22 protein-coding genes are annotated in these 22,288 nt (G+C 35.9%); 5 read left to right on the top strand and 17 right to left on the bottom strand.

The window, feature by feature from the left end; genetic code table 11:
- The first annotated feature begins 105 nt into the window (after window positions 1-105).
- Window positions 106-513: an FxLYD domain-containing protein gene (locus LEP1GSC059_RS15580; RefSeq protein ID WP_002180379.1), complete on the top strand. Its 408-nt coding sequence runs from the start codon at window positions 106-108 to the stop codon at window positions 511-513.
- A gap of 368 nt (window positions 514-881) precedes the next feature.
- A complete protein-coding gene (locus LEP1GSC059_RS15575; protein WP_002180413.1) occupies window positions 882-1,691 on the top strand; it encodes a prohibitin family protein in 810 nt (269 codons plus the stop codon).
- A gap of 474 nt (window positions 1,692-2,165) precedes the next feature.
- Here LEP1GSC059_RS15575 and LEP1GSC059_RS15570 read toward each other — a convergent pair whose 3' ends face one another.
- The 5 genes from LEP1GSC059_RS15570 to LEP1GSC059_RS15550 all read right to left on the bottom strand — a co-directional run bounded on the left by LEP1GSC059_RS15570 (window position 2,166) and on the right by LEP1GSC059_RS15550 (window position 7,658).
- The gene (locus tag LEP1GSC059_RS15570; protein ID WP_002180416.1) at window positions 2,166-2,624 is read right to left on the bottom strand and encodes a hypothetical protein; all 459 of its coding nucleotides are present in this window, start codon (window positions 2,622-2,624) and stop codon (window positions 2,166-2,168) included.
- Between the two features lie 359 nt (window positions 2,625-2,983).
- A complete protein-coding gene (locus LEP1GSC059_RS15565; RefSeq protein ID WP_020981005.1) occupies window positions 2,984-5,206 on the bottom strand; it encodes a WGR domain-containing protein in 2,223 nt (740 codons plus the stop codon).
- A 141-nt stretch (window positions 5,207-5,347) separates the two neighbouring features.
- Window positions 5,348-6,064: a phosphate signaling complex PhoU family protein gene (locus LEP1GSC059_RS15560; protein ID WP_002154770.1), complete on the bottom strand. Its 717-nt coding sequence runs from the start codon at window positions 6,062-6,064 to the stop codon at window positions 5,348-5,350.
- 180 nt (window positions 6,065-6,244) lie between these two features.
- Window positions 6,245-6,667 (bottom strand): MAPEG family protein, encoded by a 423-nt coding sequence (locus LEP1GSC059_RS15555; RefSeq protein ID WP_036027249.1) that lies wholly within the window; start codon window positions 6,665-6,667, stop codon window positions 6,245-6,247.
- A 421-nt stretch (window positions 6,668-7,088) separates the two neighbouring features.
- A complete protein-coding gene (locus LEP1GSC059_RS15550) occupies window positions 7,089-7,658 on the bottom strand; it encodes a hypothetical protein (protein ID WP_017214084.1) in 570 nt (189 codons plus the stop codon).
- A gap of 468 nt (window positions 7,659-8,126) precedes the next feature.
- Here LEP1GSC059_RS15550 and LEP1GSC059_RS15545 point away from each other — a divergent pair, with 468 nt between their 5' ends.
- Window positions 8,127-9,200: a WD40/YVTN/BNR-like repeat-containing protein gene (locus tag LEP1GSC059_RS15545; protein WP_020981022.1), complete on the top strand. Its 1,074-nt coding sequence runs from the start codon at window positions 8,127-8,129 to the stop codon at window positions 9,198-9,200.
- A 1,029-nt stretch (window positions 9,201-10,229) separates the two neighbouring features.
- Here LEP1GSC059_RS15545 and LEP1GSC059_RS15540 read toward each other — a convergent pair.
- From LEP1GSC059_RS15540 to LEP1GSC059_RS15485, 11 genes are all read right to left on the bottom strand, one after another.
- Window positions 10,230-11,942 carry a methyl-accepting chemotaxis protein gene (locus LEP1GSC059_RS15540; protein ID WP_002180391.1) on the bottom strand — a complete coding sequence of 571 codons (1,713 nt, stop codon included), beginning with the start codon at window positions 11,940-11,942 and terminating at the stop codon, window positions 10,230-10,232.
- A 28-nt stretch (window positions 11,943-11,970) separates the two neighbouring features.
- Complete coding sequence (locus LEP1GSC059_RS15535) at window positions 11,971-12,330, bottom strand: c-type cytochrome (protein ID WP_017214081.1); 360 nt, start codon at window positions 12,328-12,330, stop codon at window positions 11,971-11,973.
- Window positions 12,330-12,647 carry a methylamine utilization protein gene (locus LEP1GSC059_RS15530; protein WP_017214080.1) on the bottom strand — a complete coding sequence of 106 codons (318 nt, stop codon included), beginning with the start codon at window positions 12,645-12,647 and terminating at the stop codon, window positions 12,330-12,332. Before LEP1GSC059_RS15530 ends, LEP1GSC059_RS15535 begins: the two co-directional genes overlap by 1 nt.
- A 32-nt stretch (window positions 12,648-12,679) precedes the next feature.
- Complete coding sequence (locus tag LEP1GSC059_RS15525; RefSeq protein WP_017214079.1) at window positions 12,680-13,699, bottom strand: cytochrome-c peroxidase; 1,020 nt, start codon at window positions 13,697-13,699, stop codon at window positions 12,680-12,682.
- Window positions 13,700-14,389: 690 nt separating this feature from the next.
- On the bottom strand, window positions 14,390-15,049 hold the full coding sequence (gene purQ, locus LEP1GSC059_RS15515; protein ID WP_002180395.1) for a phosphoribosylformylglycinamidine synthase subunit PurQ: 660 nt from the start codon (window positions 15,047-15,049) through the stop codon (window positions 14,390-14,392).
- The gene (gene purS, locus LEP1GSC059_RS15510) at window positions 15,046-15,294 is read right to left on the bottom strand and encodes a phosphoribosylformylglycinamidine synthase subunit PurS (protein WP_002152452.1); all 249 of its coding nucleotides are present in this window, start codon (window positions 15,292-15,294) and stop codon (window positions 15,046-15,048) included. The genes purQ and purS overlap by 4 nt, the downstream gene beginning before the upstream one ends.
- Window positions 15,270-16,127: a phosphoribosylaminoimidazolesuccinocarboxamide synthase gene (locus LEP1GSC059_RS15505; RefSeq protein WP_002180376.1), complete on the bottom strand. Its 858-nt coding sequence runs from the start codon at window positions 16,125-16,127 to the stop codon at window positions 15,270-15,272. The genes purS and LEP1GSC059_RS15505 overlap by 25 nt, the downstream gene beginning before the upstream one ends.
- The gene (locus LEP1GSC059_RS15500; RefSeq protein WP_002180402.1) at window positions 16,124-17,257 is read right to left on the bottom strand and encodes a PP2C family protein-serine/threonine phosphatase; all 1,134 of its coding nucleotides are present in this window, start codon (window positions 17,255-17,257) and stop codon (window positions 16,124-16,126) included. Before LEP1GSC059_RS15500 ends, LEP1GSC059_RS15505 begins: the two co-directional genes overlap by 4 nt.
- A gap of 6 nt (window positions 17,258-17,263) precedes the next feature.
- Window positions 17,264-17,956, bottom strand: coding sequence for a cytochrome c biogenesis protein CcsA (gene ccsA, locus LEP1GSC059_RS15495; RefSeq protein ID WP_002180389.1), 693 nt, complete (start codon window positions 17,954-17,956; stop codon window positions 17,264-17,266).
- Between the two features lie 56 nt (window positions 17,957-18,012).
- Window positions 18,013-18,684, bottom strand: a complete 672-nt coding sequence (locus LEP1GSC059_RS15490; RefSeq protein ID WP_004448508.1) for a heme exporter protein CcmB — start codon at window positions 18,682-18,684, stop codon at window positions 18,013-18,015.
- The gene (locus tag LEP1GSC059_RS15485; protein ID WP_017214076.1) at window positions 18,656-19,303 is read right to left on the bottom strand and encodes an ABC transporter ATP-binding protein; all 648 of its coding nucleotides are present in this window, start codon (window positions 19,301-19,303) and stop codon (window positions 18,656-18,658) included. Before LEP1GSC059_RS15485 ends, LEP1GSC059_RS15490 begins: the two co-directional genes overlap by 29 nt.
- 185 nt (window positions 19,304-19,488) lie before the next feature.
- Between LEP1GSC059_RS15485 and LEP1GSC059_RS15475 the strand changes: the two genes are divergently transcribed.
- Together LEP1GSC059_RS15475 and LEP1GSC059_RS15470 are read left to right on the top strand one after the other, a co-directional pair.
- Window positions 19,489-20,640 carry a hypothetical protein gene (locus LEP1GSC059_RS15475; protein WP_420323981.1) on the top strand — a complete coding sequence of 384 codons (1,152 nt, stop codon included), beginning with the start codon at window positions 19,489-19,491 and terminating at the stop codon, window positions 20,638-20,640.
- Complete coding sequence (locus LEP1GSC059_RS15470; protein WP_004437751.1) at window positions 20,637-21,326, top strand: hypothetical protein; 690 nt, start codon at window positions 20,637-20,639, stop codon at window positions 21,324-21,326. Before LEP1GSC059_RS15475 ends, LEP1GSC059_RS15470 begins: the two co-directional genes overlap by 4 nt.
- On the opposite strand, the gene LEP1GSC059_RS15465 is transcribed toward LEP1GSC059_RS15470, so the two are convergent.
- Window positions 21,327-22,091 (bottom strand): ABC transporter ATP-binding protein, encoded by a 765-nt coding sequence (locus LEP1GSC059_RS15465; protein WP_017214075.1) that lies wholly within the window; start codon window positions 22,089-22,091, stop codon window positions 21,327-21,329.
- Window positions 22,092-22,288 lie beyond the last annotated feature (197 nt).

Genomic DNA, 22,288 nt, shown 5'->3' with positions numbered 1-22,288 from the left:
ATTCCAAAACCTAATTATACTTTATCAGAAAAATCAAAACTCTCACTTCTATGGGCGCTCGACAGGATTTGTATCCGTCGTGACTTCCGTAAAGGAGTTATGGCATTGAGTTTTTTTGCGACAGGTTCTTATCTAAACCTAAAACAATTCCAGTTTTCTACGTTCCATCTGTTTATTTTATTTTTCTTTCTTTTGATTCCTATTTCAAATTGGAGTAAATCAAACGGAGTAATGACAGTCGATGGAAATTACAAATATTATAACGTAGGATTACAAGATCAATTTACCTATCTTGAAATTAACGGACAAATTGAAAACTTATCCGGAAAAGATCATGTAGAAGCCTTTTTTACAATGAATTTTTATGATAGAGAAGATATTCTTTTAGAAACTTGTCGTTTTGCGGTCCAAGGATTTCCATCAGGACACAAAAGAGATTTTTACGCTAGTATGAAATACGTAGATCCAAAACTGATCAAACGTTTTACAATTGAGTTTGACGGAGAAAATTAGCTTGTCCACAAACTTAAAATAAAATTATAAAAATTGAATATTTTCATTCAAAGAACTTTGCGCTAAAATAGAAATTAGAGTTGTTAAAAAATGAATTCTCCATCTGTTTTATAGAAACGTTCGATTGAAGTAGTTTTGTTAATCTGAACTATAGAATTTTTCAAAAACTCTATACATTAATCAGCATAAGAAAGTCTAAAAACGGAATAAAAAAAAATTTATAGCGATTTGATATAAGAAAAGTTTTAAAATAGAGAGTCAGATTTTAGATAAAATATAATTTTTAGATTTTAAATGTGGGTTGATAAAAACCGTACAATCAAGACACAATTAATTCGCCCCAAAAATGGCTAAGGAAAAGAAAAACTATGAATGGAAAAAAATTTTGGTTCGTTTTAACGTTATTACCTACTTTGTATTGTGGTTCTACAGTAAAAGCCGGAGAAATTGGACTCTTTTGGAAACCTTTTGGACTTTCTGATATAGGTTTGCACAAAGAACCTGTGCTAAGCGGATTCTATTGGTTATATCCTTGGAACGATATTTATACCTATTCCACACAATGGAACGCTTATAAGGAAAAAGTGGATGTACTTACCAATGACGATTTAAAAATAGACGTTCAAGCTGTAATTATTATGAAACCAATTCGAGACGAAGTATATCAGCTTCATATAGAAGTTGGTCCGGAATATTATAGAAGTATTGTGCAACCGGAGTTTAGGGCTTCCATTAGAAACGTAGTTTCTCATCATCAGATGATCCAAATTTCTAAGAATAGCGCTGTTTTAGCGAAGGACATTAAATCCGCAGTTATAGAAAGAACAAAGGGAAAACATATAGAAGTGTTCGACGTGATTTTAGACGATGTAGAATATTCTCCGAATATGCTGCACGCAATTGAAGCGAAGTTGACAAAACAACAAGAACTTGAACAACAAAAATACGAACTGGAAATCGCAGAAAAGAATATAGAAATTGCCAAAAAAAAGGCGAAGGCAGACGCAGAAGCTCAGTTGATCCGAGCTGAGGCACAGGCAAAGTCTCAATCGATTATCACAGATAAGTTGACCACTAAGTATCTTCAATATAAATCGTTTGAAAGTCCAAATTCTAAACTGATCTTCGTTCCACAAGGTAGGGATAATCTTCCGATCGTAGTGAACCCGAAGGAATAAGCGGCGTTAGTGTTATGTAGAGTTGTTCGACAAGTTATAGTAGTGGTAAGTTCTTATTCGGAACTATATAATAAATACCTAATATTTTACACTTCAATAGCGTAAAATTCAACGAAAGAAAACCGGGGCGAATCCGGCGCTGCCGGACCGCGCTTTCAGCTCCGATCAACAAATTGAGGGTTCGATTGAAAACAAAATTTTATCCTGAATTCAATTTGTTGATCCCGCCTCAATCGCTTTCGCATTGGATTCTACCAAAAATACGTTAACCGACACTTGATCACAACATTAAAGTTGTTGAAAAATTTCATAGTCCAAATTAACAAAACTGCTTGAATTGACCGCTTTCATCAAACAGAAATAGATGGAGAATCCATTTTTCAACAACTCAATTTTATAGAGATGAGTAGTAAAATTTAAGTTACGGTAGTTCCCACATTCATAAAAGAAAAAATTAGAATCAATATCCTTTTCTTAGTTCGACGGCTCCAATTTAGACAAAGATAGAATTCGTTTTTTGAAAACAAAACGAAAGGGTCTTTTTAAAACGACAGAAAGAGAAAAATCCCAAAAAGGTTTTGGATAAATTACTAAATGCCAAGTTTCATCCGGTTTTAAAAAACTGAGTTGAAGTATTTGCGAATTTACAATATGGGTCTTTTCCATATATAAAAATGAAACATAAGGATCAAATATCATATCCTTAATTTTTAAATCAGTATTCAGAAAATAATACCAATAATCCGTACCATCGTAATAATCATAAGAAGTAATCAGTAAAAATCCATCGAGACATTTAAATTGGGCTTCGATCTGCTCTCCTTCTAATACTACACCTATATTTTCATTCTTAAAAAGCAGAGTTATAGTTTCTTTAGAATATATTGTTTTTTTAATATTTTTAATAAAAGAAAAATTAGATATAATTTCCAAGATGAATTATACTCCGAAACAAACCAACGAAAACGTATTTACTAGGGTGTCGTTGCACTCGTAAATTTCATAGCTAAAATGACTTGCGACCTAAAACGCGATCCATAGAGAGCGTTTTATTGAGTTTCAAACGCGATCCATAGAGAGCGTTTTATTGAGTTTCAAACGCGATCCATAGAGAGCGTTTTATTGAGTTTCAAACGCGATCCATAGAGAGCGTTTACTGAGTTTTTTCACTCAAATTCTTTCGAAATTTCCGCACAATCGCCGTTTGGCGAATCTAACATTTTCCAATTAAAAAATCATTTTATAAGTTTTTTACCTATAAAACAGAAACTCACCTCAAAAACTTTAAAATTTCAATGTAATGAAACCAAAGAATGAAATTCAGGATCGTCTTTAAAGTTATCAAAATCGCTGTCTTCAAAATCCTTTTTAGGTTTTCCTAAACTCAACGCCAGTTTCGTATAACGCAGTAAGTTCGGTTTATTTTTTTCTAAAGAATTTAAACAAGCAAGATTGAACGCAAGTCTAACATCTTGAATGTCAGCAGGCAAAAGATCTTCAAGTAAATTCAGATATTGACTTCCGCCGTATTTAGCGATAAATACAATGATGTCACCCGCAAAATATTCAGCAGTGTTATACGAATTTCCGGTTTCATTTCCTTTGAGAGTGGAATTTCGACCGATTCCCAACGAACGATAAATGTCTTTATAACAATGAAGAACCCATTCCGCAACGTCTGGTTTATTTTCTCTTAAGAATCGATTGAGTGCCGCAGAACTCATTTGCATTCCAAGATTGACTAACGTTATTTTTTCTTCCTCTCCAACTTTGTCTTTGTACTCTAAAAGTTTGTTGAATTCTCTTTGATAACGTTCTTTGTTTTCTTGAAAATTTTCCGCAAGACGATCAATACTTTTTTCGATTGTATTTTTCCAAACCCAAGGATAATCATCCACCACGTCGCCTACAATATCGTCAATGGCTTCCTGTTCCTTTTCGGAAATCTCCTTCTTCTTGGAGGCTCCGTCTTTCGGAAAATAACTTTTAAAAAATTCTTTTTTAATCCCTTGGGAAGAATGATAAGCGACTTCGGCTTCTTCGTCGTGATAATGAGAATATGCGATATAAAATCCGTCTTCGTCCAAAGGAAGTTTTTTGAAGTCCTCTCCGTTTGCAAACGAGATCAAGTTTTCAATCGAAAGACAAGCAAGAATATCCCGAATGATCGAGTAATCGTCTTCTAAAATTTCTGTAACTTCGTCGCCGTTTAATTTTTCGTTTTGGTTTTTTCCCAATACGGATTTGTAAAACGAAGTAAAATCCAGAATGTATTCTATTTCATTTGCTCCATCCGAGATCGCATCTTCGTAATCGCTGCCCGCGTGCCAGTCGAAACCGAGGAAGACCACTTCTCCCGCGTCATCCCAATAAGAATCGATGACGAGAATGTTTTGATCGACCACGCCTTCCTGCGAAAGTTTACGAACCCAATTTAGAATTTTCTTATGTATATAATGTGCTAAAGAATGCCAGTTATACTCTAACAAACGTTTGGCGACTTCTGGTTGATTCTCCGAAATCTCAACCGCCTTTTTAGCCATAAATTCCTGAAAGGCTCTGGTGACTACGGGCGAACCGTCTAACGATAGTTCATCGTCCGTGTCAGAATGAATATCACGGACCCAACTACAGATTTCTCGAAGTAAAACTCCTCCGAGTCCGTAACGAACGGTAGGTGATTCGAGTTCGCAACTTCCATGATCCACATTGGAAATTGCAGGTTCTCCATATTTGTTTTTGATAAATGGATGATATACGAACCAATTTTGACATCCATCATAAGAACCCAAGGATTGAACATCTTCTAAACTTTTTTCTACAAGTTCCAAAGGTGTAATCCACCAACTATCCCCTTCTTCTAAAATTCCGTCTTCCCAACCGTAGTCGTCTTCTACGTGCGCTGGTTTATCCGGATTGTCAGAACGTACACCTTGGATAACAAACGTAGGCATGTCGTCATCGTCGTGAAAAACTTCTATTCCATTGAATATAGAAACAAAACGAGCCATAGAACCTGGAACGGAAGAATGAATCTTACCTAGATAAGGAGGACTCCAACAAAGGCGAACTGGAGTTTCGTCGTCATAAGACCAAGGAAGTGTAATTACAAATCTATCTTTTTCATCTATTTTAACTTCCGTAATATGGTCTAAAATTTTTTCCCAAAGGGATTTACACGCTTCCGTCTCGATCAAAAATCGAAAGTGATCTCTCAAAGCTTGTTTTTGATCAGAAGATTCTATAATTTTTTTCCAAGTTTCTTTATAATCCGGGTTTCCAGTTAAAGGTTTTAATAAAGGAATATGATCTAATTCCTGAAAACCTAACTTCAATCTTTCATTTTCTAATTTTTGAAATTCCTTAAGGCACTGTTCTCTATTTTCAAAATTGAGAATTTTACGTTTTCCAGAGGAACCAGTTTTGCCAAAGGAAAGAATTAAAGAATAACCGGAGAGTTCGATTTGCCAAAAGGTTTCGGAACCGTTTTCCGAAAGAATGAAGTGTTTTTTCATACTTGAACCAAATTCTTTTTTGATGAGAGTGAGTTAAACAGCATAATTGATTTCGCTTTCGTTTGCCTATCAGTTTATATTTTGAGTTTGATTAAATTATATTTCCAGAATATTCTAAAAATTGAGATTGATGTAGATCAATCAACTTGCAGTTTTTGCAATTGCCTGAACTGGATCAGAAACGTGCCTAATATCCATTCCGGTATTTAAACGAACCAATTCTTCCGCTATGTTTACGGCGTAGTCGGCGGTTCTTTCCAAACAAAGAATCAATCTATACACGTCTGCAAATTGATTTTTATCCAACCTAGAATCCATAACAAACTTTAAAAAAGCGGATTGACATAAATTATTGATCTCTTCTTCTACCGTGTGAACACTTCCGTAAAATCTACTTTTTTCCTCTACCAAAGATTCAACGGCCATACCTACAATCGTGATCACCCTAGATAATAATCTGTTGAGAATTTCTTCGTCACAGAAAAATCTTTTCGGAATCAAACCTCTTCGAAAACATTTTGCACAATTTACGATCTGATCTCCCATTCTCTCTAAGTTTCTAGTGATTCGAATCGCGGAGAGCGCAAATCGAAGAGGATCTCTTTTTAAAACCACTTCTCCATCTACCTGATCCATTCCCATGGAATTACGATTGGCTACGGCTTCTAAAATAGCGTTCTGAGAAAGATTGTCGTTCTGTTTTTCGAGATTATCAATTAGATCATCCCGGTCAATTAGCTTTCTTGCAAGTTCTCCGTCGTCTTTTTCCAAAGCGTCGTCTAACAGAAGTACTTGTTCAAGACATAGTTCAGCCATGCTGGATAAATTTTTACGAAGAAAATCGAACTTGGAAAACATAAAGAATCAGACGGGCAAAGGCTCGAGTAAATAAAGAATCCTTTTGAAAAAATGCGTTCGGTCAAGTAGATTTTCTTTTCTATAAACTTAACAACAAATCTAAAGAGATTATCCTAAAGTCATCCTTTGAATCCTTATTTCAAAAGAAGAAATCGAAAAACTTCTGTCTCTTGAAACAATTTAGATGATTTGAGTACTATACAAAATATGCCAGAGAAGATATAAAAAACATCCGTATTGAATTATAAAGCCAGTAAAACGCGCATTAACCGCAAGTACGGAACCAGAACTTAGATGAGAAAGAGTCTGAAAAATTCTCGCACCTAAAATGATCTGAGTTACAAGTTCAAAACGATCGTCTAAAACTCCTGCAAAAACTCCGATCAAAACTAAAATTCCGAAAACAGGAAGATTCTCGATACAATTGATATGAGCCCGGTTGAGTCTCCAATAAAATTCGCTCCCGTGTTTAATTCCAGCGGGGAACTCGTTTGATTTATTTGAACCGGTGAGCACCTTAAAAGATCGAATACTTACTACCCCAAGCCCTAAGAAAAGAGTCCAAAATATAAAACCTAATAACGCTATAATTGCAGGATTCATTCCAATCTCCCTGAATTGTTTTTCAGAGAATGAAATCGACTGTGCCTCTGAAAGCAAGTCCGATTTTAAAAACCTTTTTTGAATGATTCGAATATAAAATTCGTTCAACCTCATACACGCCCGAGTTTAAAAGTAAAATATGGAACTCCTACTTCGTAATTCATTTCCTTCCGATTTTAACATTTGGATGAATTTCTTGATCTGTTCTCGTGTATTTGATCTGCTGTTCCTTCATTAAATCCTTCGAATTGCTCGTTCAACACGAAACTTGAATCGTGTCTTTGTGAACATTCTTACATACTTTTCTTTTCACTTTAATGAGTTGGTTTTCTTGTTTGTGGTAAATGCAAATCTTACATCGAACCCACGTTTTTCAAACCCGGAAAAACCTCCATTTTGTCTATATTATAGATTACTAATTCTATTTTCGAATCAAATTTAAAATCTCTTCTTTATAATTTACGGACTCCATTGCCCCCAGGACGCTCCATCTAAATTCCTGAAAGTGAGTCATTTTATTTAAGAATAGTATAAAATATTGATTTTCTAAATCTGCTTCTCCAATTTGAGAAGATTTATAAATGTGATAAATAGGAGATTTGGAATATCCGATTCCATAATAAAGGATGTGAATATATAAATTGCTTTCAAAATTTACGGGAAAAACTTTGATTTCGTCTTCTTCTAGGTTTCCTTTGTAAACTTCTATCACTTTGAAGTGTTGGATTCCAATTCTAAAATCGGGGACTTTATTTTTAAGTTTGGTTTTAATTCCGAGTTTCTTTAAAAGTGTTGTATTGATCTTAATGTTTCGATCCGAATGCAAAGGGTTAGACGCACGAACTAAAAGTATGTGAGAAGAAGCTAGAATCATTTCTTCTAAGTTGATTTTTTTATAAAAAACTTTGTTCATACAAATTACCGGAATGAACATCCCAGTCCAAATAAAAATTCTTAGAGGCCTCTGAAATCGTTTCTTAAAAAGAATCATAAAATATATTTCCGTATCAATGATTGAATTTAACTTCTTTATTTTATGAAAAAAATCTGTAATTTTTATTCTCTGAATTTTTAAGTTTGTATTCTTATTTTCGGTTTAAATTTTAATTTAAAGGTGTTGATTAAACTTACAAAACGTTAAAAACCGCTCTAACAATTCTTATAAAATAAAGGCAATGAATTTTTCTATAAATCAAAGAAGTCAATTCGCAACCCATTAAAAAAAATTATCTATTTTTCTTCTGGGATTTAATTTCGATAAAACGACAGTGAATAATTTAAAATCCATCATGTTTAAAATTTAATAAGCGAAATTCCAAGTATATCATTTTATAATGGCTTTAAAGAAGAAAAAGGATCTAACCTTGTAAATCGAATGAAATTAAAATACACTATTCTATTAACCCTATTTTTCTTTAGTTGCGAAAAAGAAAATAAAATAAGCTCAACAGACTATTTCATGATGGCTTGGTGTATGTCCCCAGCAGATGCTCCGTCTAACCCAATCACTGCAAACGAAATAAAAATTTTTCCTTCTGGTTCCATTATGGCCCTTTATCAAAGTCAAGAATTTTATGAATCGAGCTCTAAATCGGACGTAACTCTTGTATGGAGCGAAGACGGAAAAAATTTTTCTAACCGAACTCCTACTTACGTCGTTTCCGGCCAATATAACTTCCATTATTTTATAAAATCGGAATCGGAAATTTATGCAGTAAATCATAATAAAGTAAATTATAAAACTTTAAATTGGGGTCAAAATTGGACTCCGATGAAATACGAATCAACTACTCTAGGAATTTTCGATTTAGGGCCTCAAAATATGGGCAGTTATCATTGGATTCGTTTTTTAGACAGTCAAAACGGAATTAGAATCGGCACAAATTTTAACAACGCTCCTTTTTTAGATCGTACTGTAAACGGAGGAGAGTCTTGGGAACGTTCTACACTACCTCAAGAACTTAGAATGCTGGATTTGTTATATAACTCTATACAAGAAATTTTATATATCACTTATGGACCAACTTATTCTAATTCAGTTATTTATCATTCCGGTGATGCTGGAAATTCTTTTCATTCTACCGGCCCCTCAGTTAGTTACAACAGTAAATTTCATTTTTTAGATTCATTAAACGGTTGGATAAATTCCAGTTCTCTTGTGCACACCGTAGATGGTGGAAACGTTTGGACTACTGTTCCAAATAATTTAACGGGCGGAGCTTTTCAAAAGATAAAATTTTTAAGCCCTACACTCGGATATACTTTTTATGGGCCTTATCAATCTTATAAACTTTATAAAACCGTGAACGGAGGAGCCAATTGGGTTTTAATTCCATTCCCATTTGCGTTAGACGGAATCGATGGAACTTTTGATGTTGGCGCAGGTAAGATTGTAATCGCTTATCAAGAAAAGTTATATGGATCAACGGACGAATTTATTACCTACGAAGTTATGGACCCGGGACTTAAAAAAACAGTAACTTCCTATTCAAACGCAGTCGGTAATCCTGCTTGTGTATTATATTCTTTTTAAAAGATTTTCATTCAATCTTCCATTTTGTTCAAAGATAAATTACAATTAGCGTAAGTTAAGCGAAAGAAAATAAAAAGAATTTTCTAAAAGTATGAGTTCCTACATTAGATTTGTTCGTAAAATCGTGATTTGTGATAGTTCCCACAAATTACGTCTCATTATTAACGTGAGTTCGGTATAACGCGAAAGGGATCGATGCGGGGAAACTCAGCAGAACGCTCTCTCGAACTCAGCATCTCGCTTCTGGAAACTCAATGCACGCTCCCTATGAGTCGCTCGACAGATCGCGTTCTAAATTGAAATCTACGACTATAAGTTGTATAACGTTCCTATATACAATTTATTGATCAGAGCTGAGAGCCCGGTCCGACTGTGGCAGACGGATTCGCCCAGGTTTTCTTACGTCGAGCTCACGTTAAATAACAAATTTCCACATCCCCAAAAACAAGAGAATCGCCAATAAGATTTAAATTACAAAAAACATAAAATTATTATATTCTAAATAACTTAAATTTAGAAATTATAATTCGAACTGAATACTATAGTTGTTGAAAAATTAATTCTCAATCAGTTTCTGTTTCATGACAACGGTAGATTAAAGCAGTTTTGTTGATCTAAAGAAATTTTTTAACAACTTTATTATGCTGCGATCCATAGAGAGTCATAACCTTACCCACAAATATTTGAATCTCAATATAAATCTGTCGGAATTATGACAAATCCTCTATAAAACTTACCCTGCAACGCGATCCATATAGAGAGCGTTGTGCTGAGTTTTCCCTAATTTTGGGTCGCAATTCAGGTGGGAGGTGGAAAGGTTTGAGAGACTTTTCTCTATCAGAAAAACATACTTTTTGCAAGTAAAAGACTCATTCTTGTCGGAACACTTGAAAAATATGCATTGATTCTAAAATCTTCTTCAACTGTGGGTAAGGTTATGGTAGAGAGTAGCATCGAGTTTTTATTCGCCAAAATTCTCTTACATCAAACTTACGTTAAAGAAATAAAAACACTTATTAATAATAAATTTTAAATCGAAAATTTTTCCATCAAACGTTTTACTTTACCGGATTGTTCATCGATCCGTTTTGCGCCAGAACTGATCTCTTGAGAACCGGCAGAAATCAAGTTCGCTCCCTGGGAAAGATCCTGAATCGATTGTTTGATAGAACTGTATGCACTTTTATTTTCCAAAGAAGAATGTTCTAAATCCGTAATATTCGAAGCGACCTCGTACATCTGGCGAGAACAAAGATTTAAACCAGTTTCTTGAGTTCTCATATCTTCCAATAAATGCATACTAAAACGAGCCATGTTAGACGCGTTTTCTTGGATGATCGTGAAAAAATCGGAGAACTGATTCATTTCTCCGTCTCCGGATTCGATACTGGATCTTGTAAATTCAATCAAATCCGTTATCTCTCTTGTATTTTTCATCGTATGTTCAGCCAGTTGTGAAATTTCATCCGCGACAACCGAAAAACCTCTTCCATGATCTCCAGCTCTTGCCGCTTCGATCGCGGCGTTAAGAGCAAGCATATTTGTACGAGTAGAAATATCTCCGATCTTAACAAGAGATTCATTGATTTTTTGAACCGTTCTTTTTACTTCTAAAAACGATTTTTGAATTCCGTCTACTTTTTCTTGTCCTTTGAGTGCGGTCTCGGAAGATTCTTTTGCCTGCAAAGCCAAAGAGTCCAAAGAGTTCGTAACGTTAATTAATGAAGAAAGATTTTTTTGAATTTCCTTTTCTAAATTTCTAAGATGTTCCGCAGAAGTAAGAATGACGGAAGTATTCGCTTCTACTAAAGTACTCAAACGATCTATATGATCAGCCACTTTTTGAGAATCGTTTGCCTGAGTTTCCGAGGTGGAAATAAATTCTTTCGAAACCTTATAAAATTCTTTACTGGCTTTTTCCGAGTTTTCGACCGAAATCCTTGCTTCTACAATGATCTCACGAAGTGAAACTTCCATTTTCTTTAAAAATTCCAAAAGTTCTCCCATCTCATCAAAACGATCAATCTGAATCCGATTGTTCAAATTTCCGTTTTGAATTTCGGACGCAAAATGAATCGCCTTTCTTAAAGGAAACATCACGGATCGTATGATAGATCTGGAAAATAAAATACCCGCCACCAAAGAAAGAAGAGAAAGAACGCAGATCATATACAAGGAAAAGGTAAGTTGAGATTCTGCCGTGTCTTCGTTTTTGCGGGAATTGGACGCTTCAAACTCAATCAAAGTTTTGACCGTTTTTCTTAGAGAAGCACTTAGAGGATTCACCCCACGAACATAAAGAATTTGAGCTTCTTGTCTTCTATTATCTTTACCTAATATATGAATCGTTTCCGCGTATTGAGCAAAATTTTTAACACCGTCTTCGAGAATTTTTAGGTTTTCAAGTTCGTTTTCTTCCAAAGGAAATTCCCGAAACGTAACGTTACTCTTCTTTATCTCTTCTAAAAGAGTTTTAACCTTTTCGTATTCCTCTTCGGAAAGAAGAGCGTCAATCGTGGATACTTTGGACGAAATCGTCAGTTCCGCAAGAATCAACTTTTCCAAAGTCAGATTCATCAGTTGGAACTTAGGCTGAGAATTTTCTATCATCGATCGAATCGTTTTACGATACACGAAAGTATTGTAAACGATCAAAGCCGAAGAAAGAATAAAAACTCCTATGATAGCGCCAAAACTGAGACGTAACCTTGTTTTAATCCTGATATTGCCGAGTAAATTCACTGTCTAAAAGTTGCGGAATTTTTTCCGATCATTTCGATTTCGAAAGAAAATTGATATAGGAAATCACGTCCTTAATCTGCTCTTCGGATAATTCCTCCTTCCAGGGAGGCATAAACGGAGAACGGTTTACACCACCCCCGCCTTTTTTAATGATTTCCTCTTTTTGTGCATCGGTCAGTTTAGTAATCGTAAGATTTGCAGGAGGAGGCACCTTCCCAGTTGCCAATCGTCCTTTTCCGTCGGCTGCCTCTCCGTGACAAAGAACGCAGTAAGTTCTAAACACGATACTCCCCCGAACCGCTGATTTCTCCATAGTATCAAGAGCCGCCACAGAAAACAAAAACCCCGAAGAAAGAAAAAGAATTATAAATTTAGAATATTCTTTCATCATTGTACGTCTATAGTCATTTTCATTTCTGGATGTATCGCACATTGAACCGTGATTTTACCCGGTTTTTCGAACTTTACTTTTTGTGTTTTGCCCTGAGAATAAGAACCTAAATCGAAAATTTTCGTAGGCGACAAAGAATACACGTTATGATAAAAAGTATCGTAATTTGGAAAACTTACCACATCTCCGACCTTGATTTTTAAAGATTCTACAGTAAAACCTTTATTTTTTTGACCAACCTCGTGTTCTGCAGCCGAAATATTTCCGCTCCAAAAAACCAAAGAAATAAAAACCACTAAAAATCGAATAAACATTCAATACTCCTAATTTATTAATTAATAATATATCATCTCGGAAGTTCCGGAACCGTAATCAAAGCCCTTTTACCGCTTAGAGATTTCATAAACTCTACAAGATCCGTTTTTTCTTGATCCGTAAGTTTAAGTGAGAGCATATTTGGATCCAAATTATTTTTTTCGTCTCCACCTCGATCATAGTGTTCAACCACTTCCTCCAACGTTGTGTAACTTCCGTCGTGCATATATGGTCCAGTTAAGGCAACGTCTCTCAGCCCCGGAGTTTTAAAAGCACCTTTCATAGATTTTACCGACACGATTTTAAATCTTCCGACTTCTTTAATCGCATTTTTTAAACCTATATTATGAAATCCGTTATCTGAAAATTGTTCTCCTTGATGGCAAGAAGAACAATTTGCTTTTCCGTTAAATATGGTAAAACCTCTTTGCGCCGATTCGGAAATCGCAGCTTTATTCCCTTTTTTCCAACGATCAAAGGCCGACTCCGTTGAAAGGATCGTTCTTTCAAAACTCGCAATCGCCTTTCCAATCGTCGCCGCGCTAATTTCCTCGTTTGGGTACGCTTTGGAAAATAGATTTCTATATCCTGAAATATTCTTTAATTCTAATATAAGCTCTTCCATATTCTGGCTCATTTCATCTGGAGAAGTGATCGGACCCAAAGCCTGTTCTTCCAAACTATCTGCCCTTCCATCCCAAAACATTTTATTTCCATAGGCGCCATTGAGAATTGTAGGAGTATTTTTTCCTAAAATCTTCATATTATGTCCGACTGCCGTTTTAAGCCCATCCGTCCAAGCAAGCCCGGGATTATGACAAGAAGCACAACTGACCCAATTAGAACCAGATACGATCGGATCGAAAAACAGTGTTTTTCCGAGTAGAATTCTCTCCGGAGTAGGAGCATTATCCGAAGGAAAAGGATAGGAAATCGCTTCTACTTTTTTTGTTTGATCTTCTTTATGGACAATTTCTTTTTTTTCGTCTTTGCAAGATAGAATCAAAAGTGAGTTGAGGATTAAAAACGCGATCAGAAAAATTCGATTCAAGCTGACACCCTTTATAAACGTTTCCGCTTTTTATCGTTTTAGAATATTTTAATAAGCCTCCCCTATCCACTTAGTTTATAACTTAGAACATTGATTATTATAATCCCGAGAAACTTGCCTCAAAATCTTAAAGAAAGAATCAATAAACTCAAATGTCGTAAGTTCCGTCTCAGAAAATTGGAAAGATTTTTCTAAAAGTTGTGTCCCCACAATTTTAGAATTTGTTTGTACAATCGCGATTTGCAGTAGTTCCCACATTTTAGAAATCGATCTACAAGGTTTAGGTCCAACTTTTTCAGAAGCCAAACTCATGTTCGTTAAAATAACGCAAATTCAGTGTAAAAAAATCTTGGCGAATAAAAAACCTCCTGAACTCAGCACATTGCAGGACCCAAGTTAGAATGAGATCTTTTTGAAAATGTGGGAACTACCGCAAAAATTTAATTTTTTACGGATGATTCAAAATCTCAGAATAAACCAGAGAAGACTTAATTTGTGGGAACTATTACGAAAATTGAACGAGATTAGAACTGCTTGAAAGTTCACAAATTAACAAATGCGACTTAATTTGTAGGAGCTACTACATTTTATTAAAAATTTCAAAGAATGATCTCGTAAAGTTCTTTAAGGTTTTGAGACAAGTTCTTAATTTTCGAAAAATAAATAGAATCGCCTTTTACAAAAAAGACTTCAAGCTCCTAAGATCAAATCCAGAACTACTTTACCATCCATTTCACCTGTAACCGGATTCATCGCTCTTTCCGGATGAGGCATCATTCCCGCGATTTTAAAATTTTTAGAAGTAATCCCAGCGATAGAATCTAAAGAACCATTCGGATTCTCACCGGAATAACGAAATAAAATTCTATCTTCATCCTGAAGTTGTTTGAGAACATCCAAAGTCGCATAATAACAACCATCCGCGTGAGCGATCGGAATTTTTAATTCTTTACGAACGTCCATAGAAGCGGTCACAGGATTTCCAGCAGAACCTTTTTTTAAAGTCACAGTTTTACAGATATATTTGAGCGTTTTATTTCTCGTAAGTGCACCTGGAAGATATTCCGCTTCGGTCAAAATCTGAAACCCGTTACAAATCCCAAAAAGTTTTCCACCCTTATCCACGTGTTCCTTAACTGATTTCATCACCGGAGAAAAACCGGCCATTGCACCAGAACGTAAATAATCTCCGTAAGAAAAACCACCGGGCAATATTACAAGTTCGTATTTTTTATCTAACCCGTCCCGATGCCAAACCCGGTCCACATCGGCGTTGTATTGATCTTTTAAAACCCGATAAATATCCGAATCACAATTAGAACCCGGAAAAGTGATCACAGCTACTTTCATATTTTTTGAATATTCGCAGAATATGTTTCTATAACATGATTGACTAAAATCTTATCACAAAGTCTTTCTACGTCCTTTCTAGCGGCCTCTTCGCTTGGAGCGTCTATTTTGAGTTCTATGTATTTACCTACTCTCACGTCTTGGACCGATTTTTCTCCAACCTCGGAAAGAACTTTTTTAACCGTACTTCCTTGCGGATCTAAAACGGATTCTTTGAGAACTACTTGGATTTTTGCGATGTACATGAAAGAATGAGATCCTCTATCTTTTGGTATTTTTCTCTCAACTCTTGGATAAGTTCCGCCGGGAGATCGGGCGCGGGCGGCATTTTGTTCCAGTTTGTATTTTCCAGATAATTTCTAAGAATCTGTTTATCCAAACTAGGAGGAGAAATTCCAACGGAATATGTATCCTCAGACCAATATCTGGAAGAATCCGGAGTCAAAAGTTCGTCGATTAAAATCACTTGATCGTCCAAAATTCCAAACTCGAATTTGGTATCACAAAGAATGATTCCCGCCTTATCTACCACTTCAGAAGCGCGTAAGAAAATGGAAATCGATTTTTCTTTCAGTATATCGAACAGTTCTTTACCAATTCGATTCTCCATTTCTTTTTCCGAAATATTCTCATCGTGTCCTTGATCATTTTTAATCGCGGGAGTAAAAACAGGTTCTGGAAGTTTTTGGGATTCTTTAAGACCGGACGGAAGTTTGATTCCCGCAAGAGTTTCCGCATTTTTATATTCTTTCCAGCCAGAACCGAAAATATAACCGCGCACAACGCACTCGTAGTCGATCCGTTTACACTTCTTTACAAGAACCGATCTGCCTTCTAAATCAGGATGATTTTGAAACGGAGCTGGAAAATGTTTTACATCCGTTTCTAAAATATGATTGGGAATGTCTTTAAAAAATTCAAACCAGGAAACGGAAATTCGATTTAGAACCTTTCCTTTGTCCGGAACCAATTGCGGAAATACGACATCAAACGCAGAAATACGATCCGAAGAAGAAAGAATTAATTTATCTCCTAAATCGTAAATGTCTCTGACCTTCCCTTTGTAAGAAGGATTCATAACTTTAACACCATCATAGCAATATCGTCGTCATTCGTACCTCTGTCTGAATGTGCAAGAATCGATTCCATCATAGAAACTAAAATATCTCCACCCGTAGAAACGGATTCTTGAAATATTTTCATTAGTTTATCTTCTCCAAGAATGTTCATACTCTTATCGCTGATTTCAGTCGCGCCATCGGTATAAAGTAACATATAAGAACCTTTCTCGAGTTGAACGGATTTAAATTCTTCCTTAACGTTAATTTCAATCGGAATGATCAAAGGGCCCATTCCAGGAAGAATTGAAATATTTCCATTTTGATAGAGCATCGGAGAAGGATGGCCGCCGTTCGAATATTCGAAACTCAAATCCTTATGCAAAATTCCATAAAAGAACGTAATTGAAAATTCATCCGGAAGAATTTTTTCTAAATTATGGCGAAGGGTCCGAACCTTTTCTTGCAAACTTTGATCCGGGGAAAGACTAGAAACCTGCATCTTAAGCATTGCAGCAAGTAAAGCCGCAGAAGGACCATGACCAGAACAATCCGCGATAAAGATATGAAGAGAATCGTCTTCGATCCAAGCGTCCGTATAATCTCCTCCGATCTGCATCAGAGGTTGAAAGATCGTACTTAAACTGACTCCGTTCCATTCCAGTTCTTTTTCAGGAAGAAGTTCCTGTTGAACCTTTCTGGCCATGATCAATTCTCTTTCGTAATTTTTTTTCTGTTCTAAAAGTTCGTCCTGAAGAATTTTAATCCGAATAAAAGCCCGTATCTTTGCGATCAATTCTTTGGGTTGAAACGGTTTCTGAATAAAATCATCACCTCCGTGAGAAATTGCTTCGTCAAAACCAACTTCACGGTTGATTCCCGTAATAAATAGAATGGGAAGAAGTTTAAATCTTTCTATTTCTCTCAATTCTTTACAAAACGAAAAACCATCCTGATCGGGCATACTTACGTCCAATAAAAGAACGTCTACACGATTGGTAAGAAGAACGTTACGCGCATCCGCCGCGGATTCTGCGGTAAAAATCTGAAAACCAAAAGGTTGGAGAGTATGAACAATCAACTTCAAATTGATTTCGGAATCGTCTACCGCTAAGACCGTATAATTACTGTAATTCGGAGTTGAGGACAAGATTTTTTACGCTTCCCTTTCCGGTAGATTTTCTCTCAGATCTTCGATCTTAGACAAACGATAAACAAAACGAAATAAAACTAAAAATAAAACGTGATACGCAAAAACTCCCAGCCAAAAACTCAGACGAATGTCAGAATCCATTCCACCCTTACCCATAATTGATTCTGGATGGTTTCCAGGATTGTCTATCCAACGGATTGCCCCCCAGGTGATCACCGCGTTTACCGCACACAAAATACTTAAAAAAGCCGAAAAGACCTTTTTTTTGGAAGCGTCCGTAATCAATATTCTAAAAACAAAATATGCAATTAAACTAATAAATAAAACTGTAAACGACTGAAGACGAGCATCCGTTTTGTCCCAAGGAACTCCCCAGGCACTTGCGGCCCAAATCCTACCCGAAAAAATAACTCCTACTGCAAATAATAGAGCGATTTGGTTTGCGGAAAGAGAAAGTAAATCCCATTTAGATTCTTTACGAATCAGATAAAGAACCGCAAAAATCAGTGAAAAAATAGGACCATAAAGAGCAACCCATGCGACCGGAACGTGAAAGTAAAAGATCCGGTGAGCGGTTCCTTGTTGTAAAATTACATTCGGATAATTGAGTGAGAATAAAACTACAATTGGAAAACCAATTAAAAAAACTGCGGATAAAACCCAATCCCAAAAGGGATGAGCAATTTTGATTTTCATACGAAATAAAGTATTTGTAGGAATGTCGGTGGAATCAAGAAAGATTCTTGGATCGTTCAGGGTTCGTCTCCGGAAAGTTCCAAAAGTAGAATTCCAATTCCTGCGTAAAAAGCGCAAAACGAAAGTAAGATGGAGAGACCTGGAACTGGGTCAAAAACAGGAAGTCTTTCCAATTTTCTTTCTGCTTCCATTCCAAAAAGTAAAATCGGAATTGTAAATGGAATCATAAGAAGTGGAAGTAAAATTTCCTTCAATCTGGAAGAATCGCTGATATGACTGAGCGCAACTCCTAAAAAAGAAATACAAAGAACTCCAGGTAATAAAAAAATCAAGTTTACAAATAAATCTTTCCAACCTAAGGGGAAGGCCTGAAAAAAAACGGATAATAAAATCATTAAGTAGATCGCTGCGATGGCAAGCCCGACAAACACAACCAGAGACTTAGAAAGAAAACGCATCCAAACCGGAAGAAAAAGAGAACTGATCCTACCTCCTCCACTTTCCCTTTCTTCCCAAGCGGATTGACCGATAAATACGTATGACGTAAGAAACAAAACCGACCATTTGATTCCGATCAAGGTTTGACGATCCAATCTACCAGTTTGTTCTAACGCATAATTAAAAATGAATACGATTGAAGTGATCAAAACTAAGACGGAAAGAATTCCGTTGATCGCTTTTCCTAATAACAGAAATTCCTTATGGAGAAGAGAGAATAGAAGTTTCAAGTTTTCCCTCCTTTAAAGTTAAAGAAATAGTACGTCGTCCGAAAGAAATTCCAAGATCATGAGTTACCATAAGAACCGCGGATTTTTGCGAATATTCGTTTAAAAGACGAATCGCAGTTTCTAGTCCAGATCGATCCAGAGCAGTAAAAGGTTCGTCCAAAAGAATCAAATCTCCTCCGGTTAAAAGTGCACGAACTAAAGCCGCTTTTTGTTTCATTCCTCTTGAAAAAGTAAAAATTGGATCTAATCTTCTTGTCCAGAGTTGGAAGGCTCTGAGAAGTGTTTCCACTTTTTCTTTTGAATATTTAATTTTAGTAATGGAAAGAAAGTAGTGAAGATTCTCCTGAAGGCTGAGAGAAGTATAAAGTCCAAGTTCGTGTCCTAGATAAGAAATTTGAGGAGCTTTAGAATTTAAATCGAAGAAAGAAAAACAATCTTTGTGGCGAACGTGATTGAGTATCGCTCTGAGAAGAGTGGTTTTTCCGGCACCGTTATCTCCTTTCAGAAGAGCGATTTCCCCTCGAAAAAGAGAAAACGAAACCTCTTTGAGAATTCTTTTTTTTCCGATAGAATAAGATAGATCTTTGCAAACGAAAAGCGCTTGTTCGTTAGGCGGCAAAACGATTCCTCTTTGTGATGCCAGAATCTCTTTGGAAACGGAATTTACAATGCGTTTTTTAGGCGTGGATTCTCTAAATCGTTTTGAGAAAAATTCAAAGTATATTTCTCAAATTGAAGAATCGAATTGTATGGTAGTTCCCGGGAAATTTCCCTGAGAGGAAACACCCAAACACTTTTGGGAAATTGGTCTCACTCGGGGACCCAATTTATGGAAGTTCTTACATTTTAAAATCGATCTTAAAACTTTGTGAGTTCCAACATATTATAAAACGGAAAGAGTCAATTATGAATCATAATCCTATTTACTATTTACTCAATAATATTTTTTACTTTTTGTTTCGTAGAAATATATTTCTTTATTATACTTTACTCATTTTTCCTTTTACAGATCGAATCGCACAAATACAAATCGGAGGGCAATACTACTCAGGGTTACTCTGGGGAGAAAACGAGATACTTTCACCCGAGTATTACAATAACGGTTCTTTTTTAAGAACGGAACAAGACTTTATACTTACTGCAGGAAAAAATTGGAAAGGAGATCCGCCCCCTTCTCAAGGAAGTTTTCAATTTGAAGGAAAGGAAATTCTAAACTCGGGTCTTTTTAACAACGAAGCAGTATTTCTATTAGAAAAGGGAAAAACCGAAGATAGACTCAAAGCGATTAGCATGTTTGAAGAAGGAATAAGGTTCGATCCAAAGTTTTTTCCGTTTCGATACAATTTAGGAAGGGCGTATCATCTCGAAAAAAAATATCAGAAATCCATTATTCAATTTGAATATGCAAGTTCTGAAATTCCGGAATATTATAGAACCTTTATTCATTTAGGAACGTTATACGAAATAATAAGAGAACCAATCAACGCGACTATTTTATGGAAAAAAGCTGTCAGTTTAAACAAATTTCATACGGAAGCACTATTACTATTGGCGGATCACTACATTCGAACCGATCTAAGAAATCGCGCACTGATCTATATCAAAGAAGCTGCAAAAATAGACGAACAAAGTCCAGATGCAAGATTGGGAAGAGCCAGGATCGAACTACTTTCTTCTAAAGATTTATACGCTTACAGAATTTTTAAGAAAACCGAGCTTGTGGATGATTTAGGACAAAAGAAACAGTATAATAAAAAGTTTCATTTCTACTATGCCGAAACCGCCAGTAAAGTAGGCGATTATGTCACGGCTGCAGATCAATATGAGCAACTTCTGAAATATCCGAACGATCCATTCTTTTCCGAATTTTCGTATAAGGTGATTGAAAGAAGAAGAGATCTCGCACAACGTTTTGCCGAAATCAAGTCCTTGGAAGAAGAAAACAAAAACGAATGAAAAAGGTTTGCTTTTTTCAATTTTCTTCCTTTATCTTGAGTCTGGAGGAATTTATGAAAAAAATCACCTGGCTCACAATCCTGTTTATCCTCCTTAACATTCCTGCATTTGCGCAGAATAAAGAGAAAGGACAGGCGGACCTGAGTCGTGCCGATGTATTTTCTGAACAAGGAAGTTCTTACACAAAATCCCTTCAGAAAATAGTCAGAGATCTGGAAGCTACGATCAACGAAAGGCTTACGGATTTGGAGAAGAAACATTCTCTTCTCGTAATTCTGAGACCGGAACTGGAAAAGGTGCAAACAATCGTCACGGAAGACATTCCTTTTACTTTTGACGAAGGCTACGAGAGCAACCTGCTCAAGTATGTTCGTTTCAAGTTTGAGGGCGGCAAAATCAAGGAAGTTGAACTTGCCTCTGAGAAAAAAAGGATTCAGTACGAATTCGCTTTTGAAAACAAAAGACTGATTTTCTCTCCTCCGGACGTATTAGCATCTCAGGTCAAACTCGAAAGATTCGACAAAATAGAGAACACAAAAGTGGCTGATATTTCTTTGGAAAATCAGATCAAAGCGCTTAGACTTTTAGAGTCCAGCCTGAGATCTTCGATCTACCGAATCGATATTATGATTGCACTTTACAAAGACAAAAAAGACAGAAAAAATCTCTATCAGATCGACATCTGATCAAACACGGAGGGAACTCAAATCGATTGTACGAATGAGTTCCCCCGTAAAAGAACTTTTATAATTCGTAAAAACTTCTTCCGTTGTTCCAAAATCCAGAATTTTACCCTTTTCTAATATTCCAATTTGATTACATAATTTTTGAGCCGTTCTCAAACTATGAGTAATCAATAAAATTGTAATTTTCCTTTCTCTGGAAATCCTTTTTAAAAGTTGTAAGACCTCGTTCAAAAGAATTGGATCCAAGGCGCCTAATGTCTCATCTAAAAAAAGAATCTTAGGTTCCGCAAGAAGCGCACGAAGAATCGCTGCCCTTTGTAGTTCGCCTCCGGAAAAAGAAAGAACATTTCGATTGAGATCTTTATCTGCCAGACGAAAAGATTCAAGTAAATCCGGAAAAAAAGACTCTCCTCTAGTTGCAATTTCTCCTCCTAAAATTCGGAGCGGTTCTTTCAAGGCCTTTTCCAAAGACCAAGTAGGATTGAAACTTCCAACAGGATCTTGAAAGACTGGTTGTAATTGATGGATGGGAGTTTCTTTTCGGTCCTTTCCGAAAAAATAAATGGATCCACTTTGTTCTAAATTGGTGGTTGTAGGAACTCCTAAAATCGCTCGGAAAAGAGAAGTTTTACCCGAACCAGAGCGCCCTAGAATTCCCAGTATTGCTCCGGAGTTTACTTTGAAGGAAATCGAATCTAAAATCGTCCTTTGACCCAACCGGAGATTTAATTTTTGAACTTCTATAGCTTTATCGAAACTAGGCATTTCTTACAAAGTAGAACGTTCCTCTTTTTTAAACAAGAATTCTTAAGAATGTGGAAACTCATTCATTCTTTTATCTTTGTTTTAGTTGAAGCCACAGATCTCTTCAATTTTAAAACTACGATTCAAATTTGTATCTCGATAAACAACTCAGTTTCGCTTGAAATGATTAGTAAACTTTCGAAATAAATTTATATCGC

This window comes from Leptospira noguchii serovar Panama str. CZ214, from assembly GCF_000306255.2.
GTDB classification, from domain to species: domain Bacteria; phylum Spirochaetota; class Leptospiria; order Leptospirales; family Leptospiraceae; genus Leptospira; species Leptospira noguchii.
The sequence above is the reverse complement of the archived record's forward strand: the minus strand, read 5'-3'. Positions and strand labels throughout refer to the sequence as shown.

Coding starts and splice junctions, on each gene's coding strand:
- LEP1GSC059_RS15575 (WP_002180413.1), top strand. CDS start 882: ATGAATGGAAAAAAATTTTGGTTCGTTTTAACGTTATTACCTACTTTG.
- LEP1GSC059_RS15565 (WP_020981005.1), bottom strand. CDS start 5,206: ATGAAAAAACACTTCATTCTTTCGGAAAACGGTTCCGAAACCTTTTGG.
- LEP1GSC059_RS15560 (WP_002154770.1), bottom strand. CDS start 6,064: ATGTTTTCCAAGTTCGATTTTCTTCGTAAAAATTTATCCAGCATGGCT.
- LEP1GSC059_RS15555 (WP_036027249.1), bottom strand. CDS start 6,667: ATGAATCCTGCAATTATAGCGTTATTAGGTTTTATATTTTGGACTCTT.
- LEP1GSC059_RS15550 (WP_017214084.1), bottom strand. CDS start 7,658: ATGATTCTTTTTAAGAAACGATTTCAGAGGCCTCTAAGAATTTTTATT.
- LEP1GSC059_RS15545 (WP_020981022.1), top strand. CDS start 8,127: ATGATGGCTTGGTGTATGTCCCCAGCAGATGCTCCGTCTAACCCAATC.
- LEP1GSC059_RS15535 (WP_017214081.1), bottom strand. CDS start 12,330: ATGAAAGAATATTCTAAATTTATAATTCTTTTTCTTTCTTCGGGGTTT.
- LEP1GSC059_RS15530 (WP_017214080.1), bottom strand. CDS start 12,647: ATGTTTATTCGATTTTTAGTGGTTTTTATTTCTTTGGTTTTTTGGAGC.
- purQ (WP_002180395.1), bottom strand. CDS start 15,049: ATGAAAGTAGCTGTGATCACTTTTCCGGGTTCTAATTGTGATTCGGAT.
- purS (WP_002152452.1), bottom strand. CDS start 15,294: ATGTACATCGCAAAAATCCAAGTAGTTCTCAAAGAATCCGTTTTAGAT.
- LEP1GSC059_RS15505 (WP_002180376.1), bottom strand. CDS start 16,127: ATGAATCCTTCTTACAAAGGGAAGGTCAGAGACATTTACGATTTAGGA.
- ccsA (WP_002180389.1), bottom strand. CDS start 17,956: ATGAAAATCAAAATTGCTCATCCCTTTTGGGATTGGGTTTTATCCGCA.
- LEP1GSC059_RS15470 (WP_004437751.1), top strand. CDS start 20,637: ATGAAAAAGGTTTGCTTTTTTCAATTTTCTTCCTTTATCTTGAGTCTG.
- LEP1GSC059_RS15465 (WP_017214075.1), bottom strand. CDS start 22,091: ATGCCTAGTTTCGATAAAGCTATAGAAGTTCAAAAATTAAATCTCCGG.